The 24282-nt window shown below is 62.2% G+C and carries 24 protein-coding genes; 12 read left to right on the forward strand and 12 right to left on the reverse strand.

Annotation, left to right across the window (positions count from 1 at the left end):
• Nucleotides 1-117: 117 nt before the first annotated feature.
• Complete coding sequence (locus OGV19_RS06950; RefSeq protein WP_264312696.1) at nt 118-1434, reverse strand: YncE family protein; 1317 nt, start codon at nt 1432-1434, stop codon at nt 118-120.
• A 202-nt stretch (nt 1435-1636) separates the two neighbouring features.
• Between OGV19_RS06950 and OGV19_RS06955 the strand changes: the two genes are divergently transcribed.
• The gene (locus OGV19_RS06955) at nt 1637-2836 is read left to right on the forward strand and encodes a sugar transporter (protein WP_264312697.1); all 1200 of its coding nucleotides are present in this window, start codon (nt 1637-1639) and stop codon (nt 2834-2836) included.
• 210 nt (nt 2837-3046) lie between these two features.
• On the opposite strand, the gene OGV19_RS06960 is transcribed toward OGV19_RS06955, so the two are convergent.
• Nucleotides 3047-3970, reverse strand: coding sequence for a LysR family transcriptional regulator (locus OGV19_RS06960; protein WP_264312698.1), 924 nt, complete (start codon nt 3968-3970; stop codon nt 3047-3049).
• 103 nt (nt 3971-4073) lie between these two features.
• Between OGV19_RS06960 and nfsB the strand changes: the two genes are divergently transcribed.
• The gene (nfsB, locus tag OGV19_RS06965; protein ID WP_264312699.1) at nt 4074-4727 is read left to right on the forward strand and encodes an oxygen-insensitive NAD(P)H nitroreductase; all 654 of its coding nucleotides are present in this window, start codon (nt 4074-4076) and stop codon (nt 4725-4727) included.
• A 34-nt stretch (nt 4728-4761) separates the two neighbouring features.
• Here nfsB and OGV19_RS06970 read toward each other — a convergent pair whose 3' ends face one another.
• Entirely contained in the window at nt 4762-5916 is a 1155-nt protein-coding gene (locus OGV19_RS06970; protein ID WP_264312700.1) for a cysteine desulfurase family protein, read from the reverse strand.
• A 185-nt stretch (nt 5917-6101) separates the two neighbouring features.
• Nucleotides 6102-7028 (reverse strand): LysR family transcriptional regulator, encoded by a 927-nt coding sequence (locus tag OGV19_RS06975; RefSeq protein WP_264312701.1) that lies wholly within the window; start codon nt 7026-7028, stop codon nt 6102-6104.
• Nucleotides 7029-7169: 141 nt separating this feature from the next.
• On the opposite strand from OGV19_RS06975, the gene OGV19_RS06980 reads away from it, so the two are divergent.
• The gene (locus OGV19_RS06980) at nt 7170-8399 is read left to right on the forward strand and encodes an acyl-CoA dehydrogenase (RefSeq protein ID WP_264312702.1); all 1230 of its coding nucleotides are present in this window, start codon (nt 7170-7172) and stop codon (nt 8397-8399) included.
• A gap of 48 nt (nt 8400-8447) precedes the next feature.
• On the opposite strand, the gene OGV19_RS06985 is transcribed toward OGV19_RS06980, so the two are convergent.
• Nucleotides 8448-9812 carry an SPFH domain-containing protein gene (locus OGV19_RS06985; RefSeq protein WP_264312703.1) on the reverse strand — a complete coding sequence of 455 codons (1365 nt, stop codon included), beginning with the start codon at nt 9810-9812 and terminating at the stop codon, nt 8448-8450.
• Between the two features lie 240 nt (nt 9813-10052).
• On the opposite strand from OGV19_RS06985, the gene OGV19_RS06990 reads away from it, so the two are divergent.
• On the forward strand, nt 10053-11450 hold the full coding sequence (locus tag OGV19_RS06990) for a PAAR domain-containing protein (RefSeq protein WP_264312704.1): 1398 nt from the start codon (nt 10053-10055) through the stop codon (nt 11448-11450).
• On the forward strand, nt 11443-11841 hold the full coding sequence (locus OGV19_RS06995) for a hypothetical protein (RefSeq protein WP_264312705.1): 399 nt from the start codon (nt 11443-11445) through the stop codon (nt 11839-11841). Before OGV19_RS06990 ends, OGV19_RS06995 begins: the two co-directional genes overlap by 8 nt.
• A 58-nt stretch (nt 11842-11899) precedes the next feature.
• On the opposite strand, the gene OGV19_RS07000 is transcribed toward OGV19_RS06995, so the two are convergent.
• The 7 genes from OGV19_RS07000 to ribBA all read right to left on the reverse strand — a co-directional run bounded on the left by OGV19_RS07000 (nt 11900) and on the right by ribBA (nt 19830).
• Nucleotides 11900-12967, reverse strand: coding sequence for a TerC family protein (locus OGV19_RS07000; RefSeq protein WP_264312706.1), 1068 nt, complete (start codon nt 12965-12967; stop codon nt 11900-11902).
• 163 nt (nt 12968-13130) lie between these two features.
• Nucleotides 13131-14438 (reverse strand): substrate-binding domain-containing protein, encoded by a 1308-nt coding sequence (locus OGV19_RS07005; RefSeq protein ID WP_264312707.1) that lies wholly within the window; start codon nt 14436-14438, stop codon nt 13131-13133.
• Between the two features lie 113 nt (nt 14439-14551).
• On the reverse strand, nt 14552-15700 hold the full coding sequence (locus OGV19_RS07010; RefSeq protein ID WP_264312708.1) for an ABC transporter ATP-binding protein: 1149 nt from the start codon (nt 15698-15700) through the stop codon (nt 14552-14554).
• A 17-nt stretch (nt 15701-15717) separates the two neighbouring features.
• On the reverse strand, nt 15718-16527 hold the full coding sequence (locus OGV19_RS07015; RefSeq protein WP_047581016.1) for an ABC transporter permease: 810 nt from the start codon (nt 16525-16527) through the stop codon (nt 15718-15720).
• 6 nt (nt 16528-16533) lie between these two features.
• On the reverse strand, nt 16534-17451 hold the full coding sequence (locus OGV19_RS07020; RefSeq protein ID WP_264312709.1) for an ABC transporter permease: 918 nt from the start codon (nt 17449-17451) through the stop codon (nt 16534-16536).
• A complete protein-coding gene (locus OGV19_RS07025; protein WP_264312710.1) occupies nt 17448-18473 on the reverse strand; it encodes a polyamine ABC transporter substrate-binding protein in 1026 nt (341 codons plus the stop codon). The genes OGV19_RS07020 and OGV19_RS07025 overlap by 4 nt, the downstream gene beginning before the upstream one ends.
• 235 nt (nt 18474-18708) lie before the next feature.
• On the reverse strand, nt 18709-19830 hold the full coding sequence (gene ribBA, locus OGV19_RS07030; protein ID WP_264312711.1) for a bifunctional 3,4-dihydroxy-2-butanone-4-phosphate synthase/GTP cyclohydrolase II: 1122 nt from the start codon (nt 19828-19830) through the stop codon (nt 18709-18711).
• Between the two features lie 78 nt (nt 19831-19908).
• On the opposite strand from ribBA, the gene OGV19_RS07035 reads away from it, so the two are divergent.
• From OGV19_RS07035 to OGV19_RS07065, 7 genes are all read left to right on the forward strand, one after another.
• A complete protein-coding gene (locus OGV19_RS07035; RefSeq protein WP_264312712.1) occupies nt 19909-20202 on the forward strand; it encodes a DUF1330 domain-containing protein in 294 nt (97 codons plus the stop codon).
• Nucleotides 20203-20326: 124 nt separating this feature from the next.
• Nucleotides 20327-20728 carry a hypothetical protein gene (locus OGV19_RS07040; RefSeq protein WP_264312713.1) on the forward strand — a complete coding sequence of 134 codons (402 nt, stop codon included), beginning with the start codon at nt 20327-20329 and terminating at the stop codon, nt 20726-20728.
• A 171-nt stretch (nt 20729-20899) separates the two neighbouring features.
• Nucleotides 20900-21469: a DJ-1/PfpI family protein gene (locus tag OGV19_RS07045; RefSeq protein ID WP_264312714.1), complete on the forward strand. Its 570-nt coding sequence runs from the start codon at nt 20900-20902 to the stop codon at nt 21467-21469.
• 152 nt (nt 21470-21621) lie between these two features.
• Nucleotides 21622-21843, forward strand: a complete 222-nt coding sequence (locus OGV19_RS07050; protein ID WP_033698884.1) for an MbtH family protein — start codon at nt 21622-21624, stop codon at nt 21841-21843.
• Nucleotides 21840-22559 carry a thioesterase II family protein gene (locus tag OGV19_RS07055; protein ID WP_264312715.1) on the forward strand — a complete coding sequence of 240 codons (720 nt, stop codon included), beginning with the start codon at nt 21840-21842 and terminating at the stop codon, nt 22557-22559. Before OGV19_RS07050 ends, OGV19_RS07055 begins: the two co-directional genes overlap by 4 nt.
• A 57-nt stretch (nt 22560-22616) precedes the next feature.
• Complete coding sequence (locus tag OGV19_RS07060; protein WP_264312716.1) at nt 22617-23168, forward strand: hydrolase; 552 nt, start codon at nt 22617-22619, stop codon at nt 23166-23168.
• Entirely contained in the window at nt 23165-24247 is a 1083-nt protein-coding gene (locus OGV19_RS07065) for a DUF1615 domain-containing protein (RefSeq protein WP_319026079.1), read from the forward strand. Before OGV19_RS07060 ends, OGV19_RS07065 begins: the two co-directional genes overlap by 4 nt.
• The last annotated feature ends 35 nt before the right edge of the window (nt 24248-24282 follow it).

Consider the following 24282-nt stretch of genomic DNA (forward strand, 5'->3'; position numbering starts at 1 on the left):
TCGCCGGCAAGGCCAGCTTCCACAAGAAGACAGTTGCTCCCACAGGCTCTACACCCTGCCTGAGAGCAGTGGGGCAACTGTGGGAGTGGGCTTGCCCGCGAAGAAATCGGTGCAGATCTACCAGGCCAGCGCCTTGTCCCACCCCTTCCAGAACAACCACCGCCGCACCTCGCCATGCTCACCGGTACCGATCTGCCACTCAGGCCGCCCACTGCCCAGCGCAATCACCGAAATGACCCCAGCATGGCTCGCCGCAACCAGTGTGCGCCCGTCCGCGCTGATGTCCATGGCGCTGATGGTCGAGCCCAGGTAATGCTGCCAATGCGCCGTGCCATCCTCGCCAAAGGCCCGCAAGTAGCCGTAGGCATCACCGATGATGTACTCGCCGTTGCCTGCGACCCCTGCGTAAACCCGCGCCCCATCCTGCAGCCGCGGGGTGCGCGGGTCATCGCTGTAGTAGTCGGTATCCAGCCCCGGCAGGTCTGCCACGCGCACCCCGAGCGTGCCGCCGTTGTAGAAGTGGCAGGCATTGACGATCAACTGGTCGCCGCTGCGGTTGAACAGGGCGAAGTGCGGGTACTCGCCGCCTGGGCCGACCTGCGCCACTTCCTCCAACTGCTCATTGAGCACCAGATGACGGCTGCTCTGTTCACCGACCACGATCAGGCGCCCATCCGGCGACACCGCACCATGCTCCATGGCCAGGCCGAGGGCGATATCGTCCGGGTCGGTGCCTTCGGCCAGCTCTTCAAGGACTTGCGATTGGCGCGGCAGCAGCCGGGTAGCACCCTCGGCCGCCAGCAAAAAGATGCCCTCGGCGCTCACCAGCAGTACCCGCTGGCCCTGGGCGAAAGGCACCAGGGTGGTGGGCGTCGGCGGCAGGTCCAAGGGTTCGAAGGGGTAACCTGCCGGCAGCCCCTCCAGCCCGGTGGGCCAGGGCAGCCGGGCGACCTGTGGGCCGCCCCAGCCATCGGTCACGCGCACGCCCTCGGCGTTGGCCAGGGCAAAGTAGCGGCGCTGCGGGCAACGGCCGAAGTGGTCAGTGCCAATGACCGGCATCACACTGTGCTGATCGATACGTACCACCTGGCCCTTCTCATAGGGCATGCCAATGCGCGCGAGCAGGCTGCCATCCTCCAGCAGCAGGACGCTACTGATGCCTTGCCCGTGGGCTTCGAGCAGGGGTACCAGCGGCAGGTGGGCAGGCGGCCAGGCCGCGCGGAAGGCCTGGCGTTGCTGTTCGTCGACACCCGGGCGGTTGATCGCCTGCAGGGCGGCGTGCCAGGCATCGAGCAAGTGCTCGGTGGCTGCGGGCTGTGGTTCTTCGAGGTTGTCCCAGCCGTGGGCGCTGCCTTGCGCGACGTAGCGGTTGATGGCCTGGGCGTAGGCGGTGACCGCCTGCTGCCACTGCTGCTGGGGTTGTTGCTTGTCCATGGGCGGATCGGGCTCCTTGTTCCGCTTGCCGTTCACACAAAGCGCGCATGGTACCCGCAATGTGCCGCCGGTTGTGAGGCCCGGTATTGACGCGTACCATGCCGGCATTCCTTCCAATAACAAACCCGTGCCTCAGCGCGGCCGATACTTGGCCCCTGACGCGCGTCTTTTCGCCATGCCTGCGGAGCACAGAATTCCACCCATGAACGGACCCATCCCCACCGACTTGCCGCCGACCACCGGTGGCGGCAGCTGGCTGAGCGTGATTGCCTTGGCCCTGGCGGCCTTCATCTTCAACACCACCGAGTTTGTCCCGGTGGCGTTGCTCAGCGACATTGGCCGCAGCTTCGACATGAGCACCGCCCAGGTCGGCCTGATGCTGACTATCTATGCCTGGGTCGTGGCCCTGGCGTCGCTGCCGATGATGCTGCTGACCCGCAACATCGAGCGTCGGCGCTTGCTGCTGTTCGTGTTTCTGGTGTTCGTTGTCAGCCACCTGTTGTCGTGGCTGTCGCAGAGCTTTGCCATGCTGCTGGTCAGCCGCATCGGCATCGCCCTGGCCCACGCCGTGTTTTGGGCCATCACCGCATCGCTGGCTGTACGTGTGGCGCCGCCTGGCCAACAGGCCAAGGCACTCGGCCTGCTGGCCACCGGTACTACCCTGGCTATGGTTCTGGGCATCCCGCTGGGGCGTGTGGTAGGTGAAGCCTTGGGCTGGCGCGTGACGTTCCTCAGCATTGCCGGGGTGGCACTGGCCACCATGCTCTGCCTGATGAAGTCGTTGCCGCTGCTGCCAAGCCAGAATTCCGGCTCGCTGCGCAGCCTGCCGATCCTGTTCAAGCGCCCGGCGCTGGTGATCACCTACCTGCTGGTGACGCTGGTGATCACCGCACAGTTCACCGCTTACAGCTACATTGAACCCTTCGCCCTGCACGTGGCGCAAATCGGCGGCGAGCGGACCACGTTGGTGCTGCTGCTGTTTGGTGGCGCCGGTGTGTTCGGCTCGGTGCTGTTCAGCCGTTACAGTGAGCGGTTCCCCCAGGGCTTTCTGGTGGGCTCGATCGGCCTGCTGGCGGCTTGCCTGCTGTTGCTGTTGCCGCTGTCGGGCAACTTCTATGCATTTTCCGCGTTGAGCATGTTCTGGGGTATAGCAATCCTGAGCTTCAGCCTGTCGTTGCAGTCCAAGACCTTGAAGCTGGCGTCCGATGCCACCGACGTGGCCATGGCCTTGTTCTCGGGCATCTATAACATCGGTATTGGTGGTGGGGCATTGCTGGGCAGTATTGTCAGCAGCCAGATGGATGTGGCCCATATCGGCCTGGTCGGAGGCGGTGTGGCGGTAGTCGGGTTGGTGCTGGCGGTGGCAAGTAACCGGCGGTTCCGTGAGGCTTTAGGCGCCTGATTGCCTGTACTGGCCTCTTCGCGGGGCCGCACTGTATTCAATAACAGTGGGGTACCTGTGGGAGCGGGCTTGCCCCGCGAAGAGGCCAGTACAGCCAACATCACATTCAACCAAGCAGCGTCGCCCAAGCCGACACCCGCACCATCCCCGCCAACCCCGGTTGAACCACAGGCTTGTCCGAGCGGGTGTCCATTAGCGCAAGCCTCCGTTTCAGTCTGGAACGATTGTGCAGCCCTTGTTCAGCAGCCGGGGCCGCAGCGCCTCGAAGCGCTCGCGCAGCCACAGGTGCAACTGCGTGACTGCCGGGGTCAGTTGCTTGCGGTGCGGGCAGACCAATGTGACCGGTGTCGGCTCACCCAGGTACTCCGGCAAGACAATCTCCAGTTCACCGGCCTCGATGTCGGCGCTCACGTCCAGCCACGACTTGTAGACAATACCTTCACCGAGCAGCGCCAGGCGGCGGATCACGTCGGCGTCGTCGCTGACCAGCGGCCCGCGCACCTGCACGGTGCGGTTGCCCACTCGCCATTTGTCATAGACCCGGTTCTGTTGCATGTACAGCAGGCAGGCATGGTCGTGCAGGGCCTCTGGTGTCAGCGGGCGGCCATGGCGTGCCAGGTAGTCGGGGGCCGCGACCAGTACCCGGCGGTTCCAGTTGGCCAGGGGCAGGGCGATGTAGTTGGCATCCTGATTGAGGCCATAGCGGATGGCGATGTCTACCGGGTCGCGATTGAGGTCGGCCATCTGGTCGGACAGGAAGAAGCGCAGGTGCAGCGCCGGGTGCTCGCGGCGAAAGGCGCTCAGCCACGGCAGCAGCATGTTGCGGCCCATGTCCGAAGGTGCCGAGACTTGCAACGTGCCGCGCAAGGTACTGGCGTTGCCGTGCAGGTCCTCGCGGCCCTGGCGCAGGCTGTCCAGCACGTTCTGCGCCGTCGGCAAGTACAGCTCGCCCTCGGCGGTCAGGCGCAGGCTACGGGTGGTCCGCGCGAACAGGCGTACGTCCAGCTCACGCTCCAGGCGTTTGATCGCGGCGGCCACCTGGCCCGGCAGCAGTTGCGCCTCGTGGGCGGCGGCGGTGAAGCTGCCCAGCATGCTGCTGCGTACGAACAGTTCAAGGTCAGCAATACGCAGCATTTTCACTCCTGGGATGAAAGTGTTGCTGCATTGTGCCGGTTTTTCTTTTTTTCAGGAAAGATAAGATGCGCAACAAATCCCCTCTCACTCCAGGAGTTGTTGCATGGATACCGTTTCCCTGGCCAAGCGCCGCTACACCACCAAAGCTTACGACGCCTCGCGCCGCATTCCCCAGGCCACCATCGATGCGTTGCTTGAGCAACTGCGCCACAGCCCGTCGTCGGTCAACTCGCAGCCTTGGCACTTCATCGTCGCCGACAGCGCAGAGGGCAAGGCCCGGCTCGCCAAGAGCACCCATGAGCGTTTTGCCTACAACTCGCCGAAGATCCTCGATGCATCCCATGTGATCGTATTCTGCACGCGCACCGAGATGACCGAGGCCCATCTGGACGCGGTGCTCGAACAGGAAGCCGCCAATGGCCGCTTTCGCGACGAGCAGGCCCGCGCCGCACAGAACCAAAGCCGTCGTCACTACGTCGATCTGCACCGCTTCGACCAGAAAGACGTGCAGCACTGGATGGAAAAGCAGACCTACCTGGCCTTCGGCACGGCGCTGCTGGGTGCCGCGGCGCATGGCCTTGATGCAACGCCGATCGAAGGCTTTGACAGCAAGCTGCTGGATGCCGAGCTGGGGCTGCGCGAGCAGGGCTTCACCAGTGTGGTGATCTTGAGCCTTGGCTATCGGAGCGAGGGTGATTTCAATGCAGGGCTGAACAAGTCGCGGTTGCCAGCCTCGACCGTGTTTACCTTCCTCTGAGCGTTTTTCGCTACACCTGTAGGAGCAGCCGGCTTCACCATAACGACGCTGATGCCGCTGCCACTACCCTGGTAAACACCTCGATCGCTTTATCGACTTCACCCTCGGTGCTGAACCGTCCGAGACTCAACCGCACGCTGTTACGTGCCCGGCTTTCATCCAACCCCAGTGCCAGCAGCACATGCGATGCTGCGTTGCTCGCCGAATTGCAGGCCGACGTGGTCGACAACGCCAACTCACTGGCCAACGCTGCACTGTTGAAGCCTTGGGTATCGATACACAGGTTCAAGGTGTGCGCAATGCGCTGCGTAGCGCAGCCGTTGAGGCTTACCGCGGGCAAGGCCAGCAACCCGTCGCGCAGCCGTCGGGACAGCTGCTCGATACGCTGGTGCTCGCTGTCGCCCGGCTGGCCGGCCAAGGCAAAGGCGCTGCCCATGCCGACGATCTGGTGGGTCGCCAGGGTGCCGGAACGCAGCCCGTGCTCATGGCCGCCGCCGTGCATCTGCGCACGCATCAGCTGGCGGGCACGCGGCCCGACATAGAGTGCGCCGATGCCTTTGGGGCCGTAGACCTTGTGGGCCGAAAACGACATCAGGTCCACCGGCATTTGGGCAAGGTCAATGGCCAGTTTGCCCACCGCCTGGGCCGCGTCCACATGCAACAGCGCACCCTGTGCACGCACGCGCTCGCCAATGGCTGCGAAGTCGGTCACGGTGCCCAGTTCGTTATTGACCGCCATCAGCGAGACCAGGCGGGTATCGGCACGCCATGCCGCCTGCACGGCATCGGGCTGGATCAGGCCGGCCGCATCTGCTGCCAGGCGAGTGATGGCCCAGCCTTGACGCTCCAGTTCAGCGACTGTATCGAGTACGGCCTTGTGTTCCAGCTGGCTGGTGATCAGGTGGCCTGGGTGGCCGATGCCCTGGGCGATGCCTTTGAGTGCAAGGTTGTTGGACTCGGTAGCGCCTGAGGTCCACACCAGTTCATCGGCGCGGGCGCCGACGCGTTCAGCCACCTGTTGGCGCGCCTGCTCCACTGCATTGCGGGCAGCCTGGCCATAAGCATGGCCACTGGATGCGGGGTTGCCGAAGTTGGCTTGGCGGCCAAGGCAGGCGAGCATCGTTTCGATGACCCGGTCGTCAACGGGGGTCGTGGCGGCGTAGTCGAAGTAGAGCGGGGCGCTGGGCATGAGGCGGGTCCGTGTCTGTCACGTTGGATGCGGTGATCGTTGCAGTAAGCGTACCGGGCCCACACTCAAATGTTTTTGCCTTCTGTTTGGTTGGTTTGCGCCTTGAGGGAAAAATCTTCTAATGCTGCCGATAGGTGGAGAAAAAAATTCTCCACAAGCCCGGCATTAACCGCGCACCAACAACATCAGGCGGGCGCCAGCGCGCGTTCTTCCTCCGCTAGCACCCGTTCGCACAACTCGATGATCTGCTCGCGCATCCAGCGGTTGGCGGGGTCCTGGTCAGTGCTCTCATGCCAGTAGAGGTGCGTTTCCAGCGCCGGCACATCGACAGGTAATGCGTGGTAGCGCAGTTGATGACGGCGGGCGAAACGTTCGGGGACGGTCATCGCCATGTCAGTCTGCTGCAACACTTGCGAGGCCATCAGGTAATGCTGTGAACGCAAGGCGACCTTGCGCTGCACTCCCATCTTGCCCAAGGCCAGGTCCACGTAGCCCAGGCCATTGCGCCGGCTGGAGATATGGATGTGGGTCATGCCCAGGTAGCTGTCCAGGGTCAGTTTGCTGTCGGCCAGCGGGTGGCCTTGGCGCAGGGCACAGACATAGCGGTCTTGCATCAGTTTGACGTGGCGCACCTGCGGGTCGGTGTTCAAAGGGGCATCGACCGCGAAATCCAGGCGCCCGGCCGCCAGCTCTTTGGTGGTTTCGCGACGTTTGCACAGAAAGCTTTCGATCAATACCGAAGGGGCCAGGCGGCGCAGGCGCTGGAACAGCGGCGGCAGGATCACCGCTTCGGTCAGGTCGGTCATGCTGATGCGGAAGGTCTTGTTGGCCTGCTGCGGGTTGAAAATGCGGCTTTCCTGTACCGAGGTGCGCAGCAGGGCAAGGGCGTTGCGCACCGGGCCGATGATGTTCTGGGCCATGGGCGTGGGCACCATGCCTTGCGCGGTACGCACGAACAGTGGGTCGTTGAAGGTTTCGCGCAGTCGCGACAGGGCATTGGAGACCGCCGGCTGGGTGATGCCGACAATTTGCCCGGCGCGGGTCAGGTTGGCTTCGGTGTAGATCGCGTCGAAGACGATGAACAGGTTGAGGTCGACCTTGCTGAGGTTCATGTGCGCCGCTCATTGTTGGAATTATTGCCCGATCATATATCGGTTATGAATGTTTATACACGCGGAAAATAGACTAGGTGGATGGGTGCTTGCTGCTCTAGGCTCTGGCCCATGTTCTACGAACCTCGAAGGTAGCCCCCGATGGATTTCGCCTATTCGCCCAAGGTCCAGGCACTGCGCGAGCGCGTCACCGCGTTCATGGATGCTTATGTCTATCCCGCCGAAGCGGTGTTCGAGCGTCAGGTCGCCGAGGGCGACCGCTGGCAACCCACTGCGATCATGGAGGAGCTCAAGGCCCAGGCCCGCGCCGAGGGGCTGTGGAACCTGTTCTTGCCCGAGTCGGAGTACGGCGCCGGGCTGAGCAACCTGGAATACGCGCCACTGGCCGAGATCATGGGCCGCTCGCTGCTCGGGCCAGAGCCGTTCAATTGCTCGGCACCGGACACCGGCAACATGGAAGTGCTGGTGCGCTATGGCAGCGAGGCGCAGAAACGCCAGTGGCTGGAGCCTTTGCTGCGCGGCGAAATCCGTTCGGCATTCGCCATGACCGAACCGGACGTAGCTTCCTCGGATGCCACCAACATGGCCGCCACCGCTGTGCGTGATGGCGATGAATGGGTGATCAATGGCCGCAAATGGTGGACTTCCGGCGCCTGTGACCCGCGCTGCAAGGTCATGATCTTCATGGGCCTGTCCGACCCCGAAGGGCCACGCCACCAGCAGCACTCGATGGTGCTGGTGCCGACCGACACGCCTGGCGTGAAGATCGTCCGGCCATTGCCGGTGTTCGGTTACGACGATGCGCCACATGGCCATGCCGAGGTGCTGTTCGAGAACGTGCGCGTGCCCTATGAGAACGTGATCCTGGGTGAGGGCCGGGGCTTCGAAATCGCCCAGGGCCGCCTGGGGCCAGGGCGTATCCACCACTGCATGCGCTCGGTCGGCATGGCTGAGCGGGCACTGGAGCTGATGTGCAAGCGCTCGGTAGAGCGCACGGCCTTTGGCCGGCCTTTGGCTCGCCTGGGCGGTAACGTCGACAAGATCGCCGACTCGCGCATGGAAATCGACATGGCACGCCTGTTGACGCTGAAGGCGGCGTACATGATGGACACGGTTGGCAACAAGGTCGCGCGCAGCGAAATCGCCCAGATCAAGGTGGTGGCGCCGAATGTGGCCTTGAAGGTAATCGACCGGGCGATCCAGCTTCATGGTGGCGCCGGGGTGAGCGGTGATTTCCCGCTGGCGTACATGTACGCCATGCAGCGCACCTTGCGCCTGGCCGACGGGCCGGATGAAGTGCACCGGGCGGCGATCGGCAAATATGAGATCGGCAAGTATGTGCCGGTGGAGATGTTGCGTAGTTCCAGGTGAAGGTGATGGCCTTTTTGCTGGGTTACCGGCGAGAAGGCCATCAACGGCTCACGGTGTCTTGAGATCCACTACCAGGTCTTTGGCAGCCTTTACCGCCAGCACACTCATGAGCTTGCTCATTTCATCTTGGCGACCGATGCCGCTTTCTGTCCCACCGCCCATCATCACACGGGGTACCGGGGCTCGCGCCGCCGCATCGGCCCAGACGCGATTGATCTGCACCAGTGCATCCAGCTTGGTTTGCAGGGCGCCATCGGCCTTGATCGATGCCTCACGGGCATGCGCCTCGGCATCAGCCGTAATCCGGGTGGCCTCCGCATTTACCCGGGCCTTGTCACGTAACAGTTCAGCGGTCTGCTTGTCGATCTCGGCTCGCCGTTTTTCTCGCTCCGCGTTGATCAGTGTCAGTTGCTTCTCTGTCTCGGCGGCCGTGGTGCGTTCGATCTGTTCCCGCAGGCTTTCTTGGCGCTTGGCTTCGACATCCTTGGCTCCCCGGGCAGAGACAAGTTCCTTTTCCTCTTCCTCCTTGAGCCTGTTCTGCCGAGCCACCGCCAGTTCCGCCAATGCCTGCTGCACCCGAACCATGCGTTGCTGATATTGCGGATTGGGGTCTATATGCGTCACCCGAGCATCGACGACTTCGACGACTTCGACGCCGAACAGTCGGAACTGTTGCTGCTTGCGCAGTTCCTGGCCGTTTTTGTCGAGCTTCTTCTCGATGACGAAACGGGTCGCTGAGTTATCGCCAAAGTTACCCTGTTCCGTACCGGACTGGAGGATGGCTGTCTGAGCCGGAAAGTGGTCGCGCTGCACACGGATTTCCTTACGGCTGGTCAGGTACAGGCCATTGCGCAATTGGTTTTCGAATTCGGCGCCGAAGTGGCTGCGGTTACCGGCGTAATAGTCATCCGCGCTCATCAACGAAGCGGTGGCCTGCAGCGTTTCTTTGACCGCCGGCAATAGTGCACGCTGCAGGAAGTTGTCCGGTGTGCGGTACTCCTGGGCGATCTTCAGGAAGTCATCGCCCGATGGCAGGCGAAACTGGGTACTGAATTCGGCCTTGGCGTCGACGTTGCCCAGAAACACGATGGGCAGGTTTTCCAGCGTTACTGAAGGGTGGCCACTGCGGGCCTCGTCCTGGCCGTCCACCTGCAGGGCCGACTGCACACCGATGGTCCGACGCCAGACGGTACTGCGACCAAACCATTTGGTTGCGTAGCCTACATCTTCAACAACTTTTTCTTCACCGAAGATTGTCCGTACATGAGTCATCTGGCCTGCTTCGTTGTAGAACAACACGGCGTTGAACAATGCCGCGAGAGCGCCGACGAAGAGCACTGGGATGGCAACTGCGGCGACCACCTTGCGGTTAATGCGAAGTTGGCGGAGGTCAGGTACTTGAGGTTTTTGCATGGGAACTCCTTGTCCTGGGGAACTCGCATGCTGGCAAAGAGTGAGGTGACCAGACAATCAGGAATGTTGGCGGGGGTCGTAGGAACGTTTCATTCTGGGCGCATGGAATATTCTCAAGAGCATTCTGTAAGTAAAGTGATCAGTTCTTGTAAGAAGCGTCTGGTTTTCACGTTCTGGCAGTAAAAGCCCTGTTGCAGCTGTTAGGTTTCGCCACCTCACTTATGCACAGGGAACTTGCCGATGCGTGTCAACCTGGGTGGAAAAGGTCAGGCGGTAGACGGTGATGCCACCACGACTGGCGCTGTTTGCATCGCTACAGGTCTCGGCTATTTGAGCAATGGCCGCAGGGTGCTCAGGGAGGGAGACAGAACAACACCCTGTCCCCTCTGTGGCGGTGAAGGCACCGTCGCGGAAGGCGTTTGGCACTTCATTTCCGACGGTCATGCCGTGGCCATGGATGGGGCGCTGGTGGATTGTGGTTGTCCGTCTGGCAGTAACCGGGTCGTGGCGCCGTTGGATGAGGTTCCGTCACCCATCCGGACGTTCGCGACTAACCGTGTGATGTCTATTGTGCCAACGGCCGGTGCTCAAGCAGACAACTTCTCGCAAGGGGCAGTGACTGCTTTGTCGGGGTCAATGGAGCCGGGCTTCTATGTGGTTCCCAGAAACATGTCGTTTTCCCAGGTTCTGCTGCAGTTGTCCGAGCAGGACGCCACCTTGCCGATCTCCCGTTTGCAGCGGCTCAACCCTACCTTCGTTCATGGATTCAAGGCTGGGGAAATATTCGTCATTGGTGACCCTGACAACGGCGATGCCTGTACCCATGAGGAAGCCAAGCTGATGGCTGCGGCCCAGGATGCCCGGCACGCGTTGGCGGTGCTTGATTTTGCCGAATCGGATTTCATGATGCAGCACCAGGCCGAGATAGCGGGCTTGCTCAGTAATGCGAGCCAGTCGATGGGCGTGGGCAAGGACATGTTGGATCAAGGGTTGAAACAGGTCCGGGAAACCTTGAACCAGATCGAGCAATTGCATCAGCGTGAGTTTTTGCGGCATGGGCACTTGAACAGTCGAGCGTTCTTTGCGTCGCGGCGTCAGTTGCTGCAGCAATTGGATAGACAGTTGAAGGCGGCATTGCTTAACAAACAGCTGAACTTGGGCAGTTATGAACGCCTGAAAAAGAGTCTGAATATTTCGACCAAAAGCCTTGTGCACCATTGGTCGAAGGCGGGTGGAGCGGGGCAGATACCGGGTTATGCGACGCATCTCGATAAAGTGGCGAAACTCTCCAAGTACCTCAAACACGGTGGGAATGCCGCAATTGGACTGAGTGGTGCTTCGTCGTACCTCAATGTGAGAGAGGTCTGCCAGGCAGGCAGCACAGAGGAATGCAGAAAAGCCCGTTTCGTAGAAGCCGGAAAATTCAGCGGGGGCGTCGGTGGTGGCGTGGTAGGTCCGATACTGGCCACTGCAGCGGTTGGCACATTGTGTGTTGGCTTTACCGTGAGCACAGTGGGTGTAGCGGCTCCGCTGTGCGGCATTTTAGTAGTAGGGGGCGGTGGCCTAGCTGGCAGCAAACTTGGAGAACTAGCCGGCGAATATACGGGGGAGTTTCTCCATGAGGTGTCAGATGACTGACATTCATGCCTGGCCCGCCATTGTAAAGCTGCTGTTTCTTGTTGTGCCTTTTTTAATCAGTATGGTGGGTGTTGCTGTCATTGCGTACACTACTTTGAGTCGAGATTATCACGTTGTATGCTCTGCGATCACGAGCGATCCTCATGTGGAGGCTCTGAAGGTAACTTGGGGTGCTTCCACTATAAAATGGAGGATGCTTTTGATATGCGCTATTGGCTGGCTTTTTGTTTTTCCAAAGTTGGCCTTGCGTCGTGGGCAGTTGAGTGCGGATGAGCTAAACGAATTTCCGCCCAATCTAAGGCGTCGACTTGTAGTGTCTTTATGGCTGACCGCTATAGGTTTTGTGGGGATGGCGATTTTCACTTTGCTTCTTGAGCTTTCCAAGCAGTAAGTGAGTATTTTAATTTTCATACCAACACTCTTCGCGGCGCACCGCCGCGAAAATCGTCTTAACTGACAGAGTTATGCTTCGTGTCTGTAGCCTTGATCGCAGTGTTTTTTTCAGTGGCGGTGTGCTCCAGCGGATTGCCCTCTGTTGCCACCTTACCCCCCCGCGTCTTGACCAACGACACCACCACCCCACCCAGCAACAGCCCAAACGTCACCCCCAACGAAAGCAACGCCGGCACCTTGCCCACCATGCCGTGGTAGAAGATCTTGCAACCAATAAAGATCAACACCAACGCCAACGCATACTTGAGGTAGATAAACCGGTGCATCAACGCTGACAAGGCAAAGTACAGCGAGCGCAAACCGAGAATGGCAAAGATGTTCGAGGTGTAGACAATGAACGGGTCCTGGGTAATGGCGAAGATCGCCGGCACGCTGTCCACGGCAAACACCAGGTCGGCCAGTTCGATCAGCACCAGCGCCAAAAACAGCGGCGTGGCATAACGCAGCGCCTTGCTTTGCCCGGGCGGTGTCTGGCGCACGAAGAAGTGCGAGCCATGGATCTGGTCGGTAACCCGCATGTGCCGGCGCACGAACTTGATAATCGGGTTGTTGGCCAGGTCCGGGTTGCTGTCTTCCTTCGACAGCGCCATCTTCACCCCGGTAAACAGCAGGAAGGCGCCGAAGAGGTACAACACCCATTCAAAGTTCTGCACCAGCGCCGCACCTACGCCGATCATGATCGCCCGCAGGAACACCACACCCAGAATGCCCCAGAACAATACCCGGTGCTGATAGCGGCGGGGGATGGCGAAGAAGCCGAAGATCATCGCCATGACGAACACGTTGTCCATCGACAGCGACTGCTCGACCAGGAACCCGGTGTAGAACTCCAACGCCGACTGCGCGCCCAGCTCGAACCAGACCCAGGCACCGAACAGCACACCGACGCTGAAATAGCCCGAGTACAGCAACAGGCTCTCGCGCATTTCGATCTCGCGGTCCTGGCGGTGCAGCACGCCCAGGTCGAGCACCAGCAAACCGATGACGATGGCCATGAACACCAGCCACAACCAGGTGCTGGTGCCGAGAAACGGGGTGGTGAGAAATGTGTGCAGAGCTGTCATGAGCCCCTCCTTGATTGTCGACGTTGCATGGCAACAGTGATCCGACATGGCGGCTTGGCAGCCGTCAGAGGGGCCCGGTATCACATAGGCTTGAGCCTAGTCCCCTTTGCGTGGGATGCCGAACGCCGACCTGTTACATTTCTTTGCCTGATGTGAAGGCGCCTCAATACACCCACACTTCCACCCGCCGATTGCGCAAGCGCCCTTGTTGCTGGTCATTGCCTGCCACCGGCAGCTCATCGCCCATCCCGGTCACCTCCAGCACGTCCACGCCATCGCGTGCCAGCTCGCGGCGCACCGCCAGCGCTCGCAGGCGTGAAAGCAGCGCCGCGCGCCCCGGTGTTTCCTTGGGGTCACCAAAGCCCACCAGCACCACCTTGCTGTGCAACTTGCCGGCCTGGCGCAGGTACTCGGCCACCCGCTGTACATCGCGCAAGGCCTTGTTGTCGAGGCTGGCGCTGCCTTCCTGAAAGCGAAAGTTGACGCTCAGCCGCTGCGCGTGCTGGGCCAGCGTGCGGTAGCGCGGCGGCATATCGGCCTGGGGGGGGACAGGCTGGGCCTTGACCTGCTGCGAGACGAAGCCCAGCTGGGCGACGATGGCCTGGCCGGCAGGGCTCTGGGCGAATTCTGCCAGGGCCCTGGCCTGGGGCTTGGCATTGGCTGGCAGGTAGAAGTACAGGCGGCGCGACAGCGGGTAGTCCTCGCTGGCCACCTGCGAACGCTGCGGCAGCATGGCCGCTGCATCCCCCTCGGCTACCGCCAGCACCTTGGCCCCATGCACCGCTGCCAGGCTGCTGAAGCCAATAGCCTGGCGGTCGGCGCTGACCCGTTCGGCAAGTTCGTCACTGGACTCGAAGCGCTGGGCCTGGGCCGACAGCTCGCCTCGATGAGGGTCGAGCACCAGTGCCTTGAAAGTCTCGAAGGTGCCGGAGCGATCGTCGCGGGCGTACAGGTGAATCACGCCGCCCGCAATGCCCAACGCGTCCCATCGCTGGACCTGCCCCGAAAAAATCTGCGCCAGTTGTTGGGTGGTCAGTTGCGGCAGCGGGTTGTCGGGGTGGACAATCACCGCCACGCCATCAAGGCCGATGACCTGTTCGGCGCTGGCTGCGCGCAAATCGCCAAGGGCCCGCAGTTGCTTGACTTCCGCGTCGTTGATCGGCCTCGAAGCGGCAGCCAGGTCGGCCTCGCCCCGGCCCAACGCCGCGAAGCCGGTGCTGGAACCGTGGGCGGCGATGTCGATACGCAACGGTTGCCCGCGAACGTCGCGGGCGGTGATGACGGTTTCGTTGGCGTGCACACCGGGCGCCTGTTCGATGGCAGTTGCCTGCTGCGAGCGCAATTGCGCCTGAACCAGGGCGGGTAGCAGAGCGGCACCGATGGTATTGGAGCCCTGCACGCGCAAGTGCGCGAACTCGGCCAGGGCCGATAACGGTAGCACGGCAAGCAGAAGGAGCAGCAGGCGGGGCATGCCGGGCTACCTGTGGCAAAGAGTTGCCCGGCAGATTACGACGGTGGCGTGATAGAAATGTGACAGCCGGGCGATAGTAGGCCAGGGGCTGGCCCACTATCGGGCGAGTCGAATCAGTGCGCCCCTGCCGACTTGCTCAGGTCACTCTCCGCCCACTCGGTATAGATACACGCATCGGCCACCGCCCAGCGCACGCTCACGGTATCCCCCGGCTGCATCGGCATGCCTGCCGCAGACAGCGCCTTCACGGTCATCTCGGTACCGCCTGCGGTGACCACGTGGCACGTCTGGCTTTCACCCAGGAACAGCACCTCGGCCACCTTGGCACGGACTTCGTTCCAACCGGCTGGCAGGGGTTGTGCCGCCGCCTGGGCAGCGGTCAGTGCCAGGGCCTTTTCCGGGCGCACCATGATCAGCGCCTGCTGGTCGGCAGCCAAGCCTGCGGTCAGGCGGATTGCCACCGGCTGGCCCTCGAAACTGCCCGCACCATTGCTGCTGGCCTTGATCCGCAGGAAGTTTGAGTTGCCCAGGAACGAGGCGACGAATGCGTTCGGCGGGTTCTGATAAAGGTCGTAACCGCTGCCCAGCCCAACGATCTTGCCGTGGCTGAAGATGGCGATGCGCTGGGACAGGCGCATGGCTTCTTCCTGGTCGTGGGTCACGTAGACGATGGTGATCCCCAAGCGCCGGTGCAGCTGGCGCAGTTCATCCTGCAGGTCTTCACGCAGCTTCTTGTCCAAGGCGCCGAGGGGTTCGTCCATCAGCAGAATGCGTGGCTCGTAGACCAGCGCCCGGGCGATCGCCACGCGTTGCTGTTGGCCACCCGACATTTGCGAGGGCTTGCGGTGGGCGAATTTTTCCAGTTGCACCAGCTTGAGCATGGCGTCGACGCGCTTGTTGATCTCGGCGGCGCCGAGCTTGCGGATGGCCAGTGGGAAGGCGATGTTGTCGCGCACGTTCAGGTGCGGGAACAGCGAGTAGCGCTGGAACACCATGCCGATATCACGCTTGTGCGGCGGTACGTTCACCAGCGACTGGCCCTCGACCAGAATCTCGCCGCTGCTCGGGGTTTCGAAACCGGCCAGCATCGACAGGGTGGTGGACTTGCCCGAACCGCTGGAGCCGAGGAAGGTGAGGAACTCGCCGTCCTGGATCTCGAGGGCCAGGTTGTCCACGGCGGTGAAGTCGCCGTAGTGCTTGTTCAGGCCGCGCAGGCTGACCAGGGTCTGGTTGTGCGCGTTGTCTTTGATCACTGCACTCATTGTTGTTCTCCGGGCACTCAGGCGTTGACTTCGGTGCGCCGGCGCAGGGCGGCGGCAATAATCATCACAAGCAGGGACAGGCCGATCAGCAGGGTCGAGGCCACCGCTATCACGGGGCTGAGGTCCTGGCGCAAGGTGGTCCACATCTTCACCGGCAGGGTCTGCAGGTCGGGGCTGGCCATCATCACGCTGAGCACCACTTCATCCCACGACACCAGGAAGGCGAACAGGCCGCCGGCGATCATGCCGGGGCGGATGGCTGGGAAGGTCACCTTGAAGATCGCCTGCAGGCGCGAGGCCCCGCAGATGACCGCGGCGTCTTCGATCGACTGGTCGAACAGCTTGAGCGAGTTGATGATCGAGATGATGGTGAAGGGCAGGGCGACGATCACGTGGCTGACCACGAACGCGAACAGCGTGCCGGTGTAGCCAAGCTTGAGAAACAGCGCGTACACCGCCACGGCGATGATCACCAACGGCACGATCATCGGCATGGTGAACAGGCCGTAGAGCATCTCGCGGCCGGGGAAGCGGCCGCGCACCAGGGCAAATGCGGTGGGCAGGCCCAGCAGTACCGCGGCGACTGTGGTGAGCACGGCGACTTTGAGGCTGGCCAGGGCCGCATCCATCCACTCGGGGTTGGAGAAGAACTGGCCGTACCATTTGAAGGTCCAGCCCGGTGGCGGGAACACCAGCCACTGGGAGGAGCCGAACGACAGCAGCACGATGAACACCACCGGCAGCAGCAGGAAGGCGGCGATGACCCCGGTGGTCAGGTACAGGCCGGTACGCAGCGGGCGGCCCATGGCATTGGGTGACAGGAGCATGGCGGATTACCTCGCGTTGCCGACCGGGGATTCCGGCTGCAGCTTCAGGTACAAATAGAAGAGCACCAGGGTGATGAGCACCAGCAGTGCGGCGGCGGCGCTGGCCAGGCCCCAGTTGAGGAACGACTGCACCTGCTGGATGATGAATTCGGGCAGCATCATGTTCTGCGCGCCACCGAGCAGGGCCGGGGTGACGTAGTAACCGAGCGACATCACGAACACCATCAACGCCCCCGAGAACAGCCCCGAGCGGCACAGCGGCAGGAACACTTTCCAGAAATTGGTCCATGGGCTGGCCCCACAGATCGACCCGGCTTGCAGCACCATCGGGTCGATGGCATGCATGGTCGCCTGCAGTGGCAGCACGATGAACGGGATCATGATGTAACTCATGCCGATCACCACGCCGGTAAGGTTGTGCACCATTTCCAGCGGGGTATCGATGATACCCATGGCCATCAACGCCTTGTTGATCACCCCCGAACTCTGCAGCAGCACCAGCCACGAGTAGGTGCGTGCCAGCAGGCTGGTCCACATCGACAGCAGCACGATGTTCAGCAACCAGCGGCCCCAGCCGTTGGGCACCAGGGTGATTGCCCAGGCCAGCGGGAAGCCCAGCAGTACGCTGATCAGGGTGACCACGCCAGCGACCGAGAAGGTGTTGAACAGCACCCGTGCATAAGCCGAGTTGGCGAACAACTGCTCGTAGTTGCCCAGGCCCGGCACCGGCTCTAGCACGCCACGCAACAACAGGCCGATCAGCGGGGCGAAAAAGAACAGGCCAAGGAACAGCAGGGCAGGCAGCAGGTTACGGCTGCCTTTCCAGCGTTGGCCCAGGCTTGCGCGGCGGGGGGCCGTACCCGGGGCGCCGGTGCCCGTCGGGGCACCTTGCGCATTGTGCAGGGCGTTGATGGCGACTTTCATTTGACCAACCACTCATTCCAGCGCGCGGCGATGGCCTGACCGTTCTTCGCCCAGTAGGCGAAGTCCAGCGTGACCTGATCCTGGGCGTAGGCTGTCGGCAGGTTTTGCGCGAGGTCTTTATCAAGCTTGGCCACGCTGTCGACGTTCACCGGCGCGTAGGCGGTCTTGTTGGCGAATTCGGCCTGGCCTTCGGCGCTGCTGGCGTTGGCCAGGAACTTCATGGCCGCGTCCTTGTTCTTGGCGCCTTTGGGGATGACCAGGAAATCGGCCATGACCAGGTTCTGCTTCCAGCTCACGCCAACCGGCGCACCGTCTTGCTGCAGGGCGTAGACGCGGCCGTTCCAGAACTGCCCGAGCGAGGCTTCACCCGAGGCCAGCAGTTGCTGCGACTGGGCGCCACCGCCCCACCAGACGATGTCTTTCTTGATGGTGTCGAGCTTCTTGAAGGCGCGGTCCAGGTCCAGCGGGTAGAGCTTGTCGGGCGCGACGCCGTCGGCCAGCAGGGCCAGTTCCAGCACGCCGGGGCTCGGCCACTTGTACAGGGCACGTTTGCCAGGGTAGGTCTTGGTGTCGAACAGCGCGGTCCAGTCCACCGGCTTGTTGGCGCCGAGCTTGCCTTCGTTGTAGCCCAGCACGAACGAGAAGAAGAACGAGCCGACGCCATGGTCGGAGACGAAGCGCGGGTCGATCTTGTCGCGTTGGATGGTGTTGAAGTCGAGGGGTTCGAGCAAGCCTTCGCTGGCGGCGCGCAGGGCGAAGTCGGCTTCGACATCGACCACGTCCCACTGCACATTGCCGCTCTCGACCATGGCCTTGAGCTTGCCGTAGTCGGTTGGGCCGTCCTGGACGACTTTGATGTTGGTCGATTTGCTGAAGGGTACGGCCCATGCTTCTTTCTGGGCGTCCTGGGTGGTCCCGCCCCAGCTGACGAAGTTCAGGCTGTCGGCGGCCTGTGCGGCCTGACATGCCAGGGTCAGCAGGCTGGCGGACAGCACTGCGGTTACACGTTTGCTCAACAGCATGGTTACGCCCTCGTTGCTTTTGTTATTCGAGGCGGGGCTTTTGGTGCGCCCGCCAACAGTATTCGGGGAGCAGCTAAAACAAAGTGTCGGTGGCCGATTGTGAGTGTAGGTGCCGGCCTGAAGATTTAAGGTCTACGGGATATCATATTATGGTATTCCAAACTTTTGGCAAGAGGGGAAGGCGACCGGCCATCACTCCGCCGTCATCAGGCTGCCGCTCCTACAGAGCCCTGTGTCAGCTGACCGTCACCGGCTCGAACGGTATGCTCTGCACCACCTCCAGCTCATACCCCGCCAGCCCCGCATACTTCAGCGGCGGCCCCAGGTGGCGCAACTTGCCCACGCCCAGATCCTGCAGAATCTGTGCACCAGTCCCGACTTCCGAATACACCTTCGACTGCCCGCGCTGGTAAGGCCGCACCGGCTGGGTCAGCTGCGGCACCCGTTCAAGTAACGCCTGCGAAGATTCGTGGTTGGCCAGGATCACCACCACGCCAGTGCCTTCTTCGGCGACCTTCTGCAGCGCCGCCCACAGCGTCCAGTTGGCCGGCCCTGCATATTCGGCGCCGACCAGGTCGCGCAGTGGGTCGATCACATGCACACGCACCAGGGTGGGTTGCTCGCGGCGGATGTCGCCCATGACCATGGCCATGTGCACGCCACCTTCGATGCGGTCTTCGTAGGTGACCAGGCGGAAGGTGCCGTGCACGGTGGGCAGTTCGCGTTCGCCGATGCGTTTGAGGGTCTGCTCGGTGCTCAGGCGGTAGTGAATGAGGTCGGCAATGGTGCCGATCTTGATGCCGTGCCTGGCGGCGAATATTTCCAGGTCCGGGCGGCGCGCCATGGTGCCGTCGTCATTGAGCACTTCGACGATCACTGAGGCCGGTGTGAAGCCAGCCAAGCGCGCCAGGTCGCACCCGGCTTCGGTGTGGCCGGCGCGGTTCAGCACGCCGCCTTCGCGGGCGCGCAGGGGGAAGATATGCCCTGGCTGCACCACGTCTTCAGGCCGCGCGTTCGGCGCCATGGCCGCCGCCACGGTGCGCGCTCGATCGGCGGCGGAAATGCCGGTGGTGACGCCGGTGGCCGCTTCGATCGACACGGTGAAGGCCGTGCTGAACACGCTGCCGTTGGCCGGGACCATCTGCTCCAGGCCCAGCCGCTGGCAATGATCGTCGGTCAGCGTCAGGCAGATCAGGCCACGCGCCTCACGGGCCATGAAGTTGATGGCCTGGGCGTCACAGCGTTCGGCGGCGATCAGCAGGTCGCCTTCGTTTTCCCGATCTTCGTCGTCCACCAGCAGGACCATCTTGCCTTGCCGGTAGTCCTCAAGGAGTTCTTCGATGCTGTTGAAAGCCATGTTGCACGCTCGCTGTGATGGGATGATTATTATGGTATACCATCATACATAAAATTTTTTGTGGCAGGAGAGCAGCGGATGAAAGCGTATTGGATCGCCCACGTGGACGTGACTGACCCTGAGCAGTACCAGCAGTACACCCAGCGGGCGCCTGCCGCCTTTGCTGCGTTTGGCGGGCGGTTTCTGGCTCGGGGTGGGCGTAGCGAGGCGATGGAAGGGCGGCCGACGCCGCAGCGCAGTGTGGTGATCGCGTTCGATTCGTATGAGCAGGCGGTGGCTTGTTATCGGTCCGCGCTGTACCAAGAAGCGTGCAGCCATCGCCAGGGTGTGGCGAAGGCTGAGGTGATCATCGTCGAAGGGATCGAGTTTTGAGCTGATCAATGAAGGCGCTGGCCGATGGGCGCTTGGTAAGCCTGCTGGAAGGGCGGACGCCACGGATGAAATGATCGGGCGTGTGCGTATCCGCGAAGGGGCCGGTACAGGCTATGCTTGCCCCATGAGCCTACCACCCAACCTTCGCCAACCTTGCCCCCCTGGCGCCTGTAACTGCGGCCGCGAGCACCTGGCCGAGCACCCGGCGGCGGCGCAGCGCATCCTTATGCTCACCCGTCAGGAAGAAAAGCGCCTGCTCGAGCGGTTGGAGAACCTCAAGGACCTGGACGACCTGCAGCGTTTGCAGCAACGGATGTACGAGAACCTGGGCATTCGTGTGCGCATTGCCCCGGGGTTCAACGAGGTGCGGACCATGCGCGGTATCGTCATCGAACTGGACGACCAACCGGGGCTGTGCCGCAAGACTCGGCAATTGATACCGGCGGCCATACGGCGGGGGTTGGAGCGTAATCCGCAGGTGGCGTTCCGCTTGCTGGATGCCTATGATCTGCTGCGCGATGCTTGAAGGGTGTACGCCAAAGGGCGGCCCGCAACGTGAGGGCTGTAATGGCGTTGGCGAGCAATCGATTCATCTCGGTCATTTTCCCGCCACATCGGCCAGCACCCTCAAGGGAATATGCCCCTGAGTGAGGTGTTGGCGCTTTATGGTTTCGGGTTTCAAGGAGGACGCTGACAGATGTCACGCATAGGTTTGGTACTGACACCCGGTTTTGCTGATTGGGAATATGCTTTCATAGCAGGAACCGCATCACCGTTTTACGGCATTGATGTCCGTTTTTTTGCCCCTGTTCCGGGGCAGTTCCACTCGCAGGGCGGGCTGGCGGTCACGGTGGACAGTGGTTTGCAACAGTGTTTGGAATGGAAGCCATATGCAGTCGTCATTGTTGGCGGCATGGGCTGGGAACAGCCGCAAGCACCGGACATTGGCGACTTTCTTCGAGCTAGCCGGTTCGCGGGGGCGACAATCGCTGGAATATGTGGGGGCACGTTGGCACTGGCGAGGGCAGGCCTTCTCGATACAACACCGCATACCTCGAACAGTGCTGATTACCTGAAACAGAATGCCGCCCACTATAAAGGGGAGGCGCTTTACCAGAGCGGTACACGCGCCAAGGCTGCGGATCGAATCATCACGGCACCCGGTACTGCACCTGTTAGTTTCACCTGCGAAGTGTTTGCAGCGGTGGGGCTATCGCCAGAGCATGTTCTTCAATTGCGGTCCATGCTGGCAGCTGAGCATGAATAACCGATTAGGGGCACCCGTTACATTCCGCCCAAGCCAAGCCCCTGGCAGGTCCCTCTTTTCAAACCCCTAATTTTTCCAGCACCTCCTACGTCTATTTGAGAACCGTCCTACGCCAAGCGCGTACCGGCACCTATCACTCAAGGAGACAGGCAATGACTTCCGTTTTCGACCGCGACGATATCCAGTTCCAGGTAGTGGTCAACCACGAAGAGCAATACTCGATCTGGCCCGACTACAAGGCAATCCCCACTGGCTGGCGTGCGGTAGGCAAGAGCGGCCTGAAGAAAGACTGCCTGGCCTACATCGACGAGGTCTGGACCGACATGCGCCCGCTGAGCCTGCGCCAGAAGATGGCCGAAGCTGCAGCCCAGTGACAGCGCTGAACCTGCTGTGCCTGCCGTATTCCGGGGCCAGCGCCATGGTCTATAGCCGCTGGCGGCGCAAGCTGCCGGCCTGGCTGCAGGTGCGGCCCGTGGAACTGCCCGGGCGCGGCGCGCGTATGGCGGAGCCGCTACAGACCGACATGCAGGCGCTTGCCCGGCAATTGGCGGCCGAGCAGCGCTTGGCGGCTAGCGCGCCTTATGCATTGCTCGGCCATAGCCTGGGCGCGCTGCTGGCCTTCGAGCTGGCCCATGAGCTGCAGGCGCTGGGTTGCCCGCCGCCGCTGGCGTTGTTCGCCTGCGGCACCGCTGCACCCACCCGGCGTGAAGACTACGACGGCAAGAACTGGCGCGAGCCCAAGCGCGACGATGAGCTGATCAGCGAGTTGCGCGAGCTCAACGGCACGCCAGAGGAAGTGCTGGGCAACGCCGAGCTGATGAGCCTGACCTTGCCGATCCTGCGCGCTGACTTCTTGCTGTGCGGCCGTTACGCCTACCGTCAGCGGCCAGCGTTGCAGTGCCCACTGCACGTGCTGGGCGGCGAAGATGATCGGGCCAGCGAGGAGCAACTGCTGGCCTGGCGCAAGGAAACCCTGGGCGACTTTTCGTTGGAAGTGTTCCCCGGCAGCCATTTCTTCATCCACGAACACGAAGACCGCGTGCTCGGCGTGCTGGCTGCGTCGCTTGAGCCGCATCGGCTTTCTGCCTGATTGACGTCACCGCTTGCCTGGGGGAGGCTAGGCCTTTTCCCAGGCAAGGGGCAGACAATGCTGATCGATCCACACAAGGCCACGTTGCTGGTCGTCGACATCCAGGAAAAACTCATCGGCGCCATGAGCGACCCCGAAGGCACACGTGCCCGGGCGCGCTGGTTGTTGGCGGCGACTGCCGATCTGGAACTGCCGACGGTTATTTCCGAGCAGTATCCCAAGGGGCTTGGCCATACCGTTGCAGCGCTCCTTGCGGCGGCGCCCGCTGCCGAAGTGGTGGAAAAAACCCATTTCTCCTGTGTGGCCGCCGAGTGCCTGCCGGCCAGCCTGATGGCACGTGATCAGGTGATCGTCTGTGGCATGGAAACCCACGTCTGCGTCTTGCAAACTGTGCTCGGCCTGCTGGCGTTGGGTAAGCAGGTGTTCGTGGTCGAAGATGCCTGCGACAGCCGCACTACGGCGAGCAAGGCCGCAGGGCTGGCACGCATGCGGGCAGCAGGGGCGCACATCGTGACCCGCGAGATGGTGCTGTTCGAGCTGATGGGCAGCGCTAGCCACCCGCAGTTCCGCCATATCAGCAAGACCTACCTGGTCGGTGAGCAGCCCTGAACGCTCGGTTACTGGCGGCGGCGCTGACGGCCCTGGCGCTGCTGCAAGGCTGCGCTGGGCGTCTTGAAGAAGAACCTGAAGCAGACCCTGCCAAGGTGCGCGCCCAGCTGTTGCGGTTGTTGCCCGCCCAGGCCAAGGACCGTACAGGTTGGGCCAAGGACATTCAGCAGGCCTTCGAAGCCCAGCGTATTGCGCCCAGCAAGAGCAACCTGTGTGCGGTACTGGCGGTGACTGAGCAGGAGTCGACCTTCAACGCCGACCCGCAGGTACCCAACCTCGGGCGCATCGCCCGCGAAGAAATCGACCGCCGCGCCGCGCGCCTGCACATCCCCCGCTTGCTGGTGGATGGCGCGCTGAAAACGCCCTCCGGCAACGGCCAGACCTATCAGCAACGGCTGCAAGGGGTGCGCAGCGAGAAGCAACTGAGCGCGCTGTTCGACGAAGTCATCGCCCGCCTGCCACTGGGCAAGACATTGCTCGGCGGGCTTAACCCGGTGCACACCGGCGGGCCGATGCAAGTGAGCATCGAGTTCGCCGAAAAGCATGCCAAGGACTACCCCTACAGCTATGACGGCACGATCCGCCAGGAAGTGTTCAGCCGCCGTGGCGGCATGTATTTCGGCATCGCCCACCTGCTGGGCTACCCAGTGCATTATGATCGCCAGCTGTACCGCTTCGCGGATTTCAACGCAGGCTGGTACGCCAGCCGCAATGCGGCATTCCAGGCGGCGCTGAGCAAGGTGGCGGGTGCTGACCTGGCGCTGGACGGTGACCTGATTGCCCCCGGCGCGATCATGCCCGGTACCACTGAGCTTGCAGCGCGCAAGCTGGGGCTGAAGCTGGGTTTGCGCAACCCGCAGATTCGCAGCCAGCTGGAATCGGGTGACAGCCTGGCCTTTGAAGACAGCAAGCTGTACCGCGGTGTGTTCGAGCTGGCGGATGCGGCGGCTGGCAAACCGGTCGCGCGGGCGGTATTGCCGGGGATCGAGCTGAAGAGCCCGAAGATTACCCGCAAGCTGACCACCGCGTGGTTCGCAGGCCGGGTGGATGAGCGTTATCAGCGGTGCATGAGGCGCTGAATGTTGATTGCCTGTGCGGGCCTCTTCGCGGGGCA

It is taken from the genome of Pseudomonas putida (assembly GCF_025905425.1).
Classification (GTDB): Bacteria; Pseudomonadota; Gammaproteobacteria; order Pseudomonadales; family Pseudomonadaceae; genus Aquipseudomonas; species Aquipseudomonas putida_AF.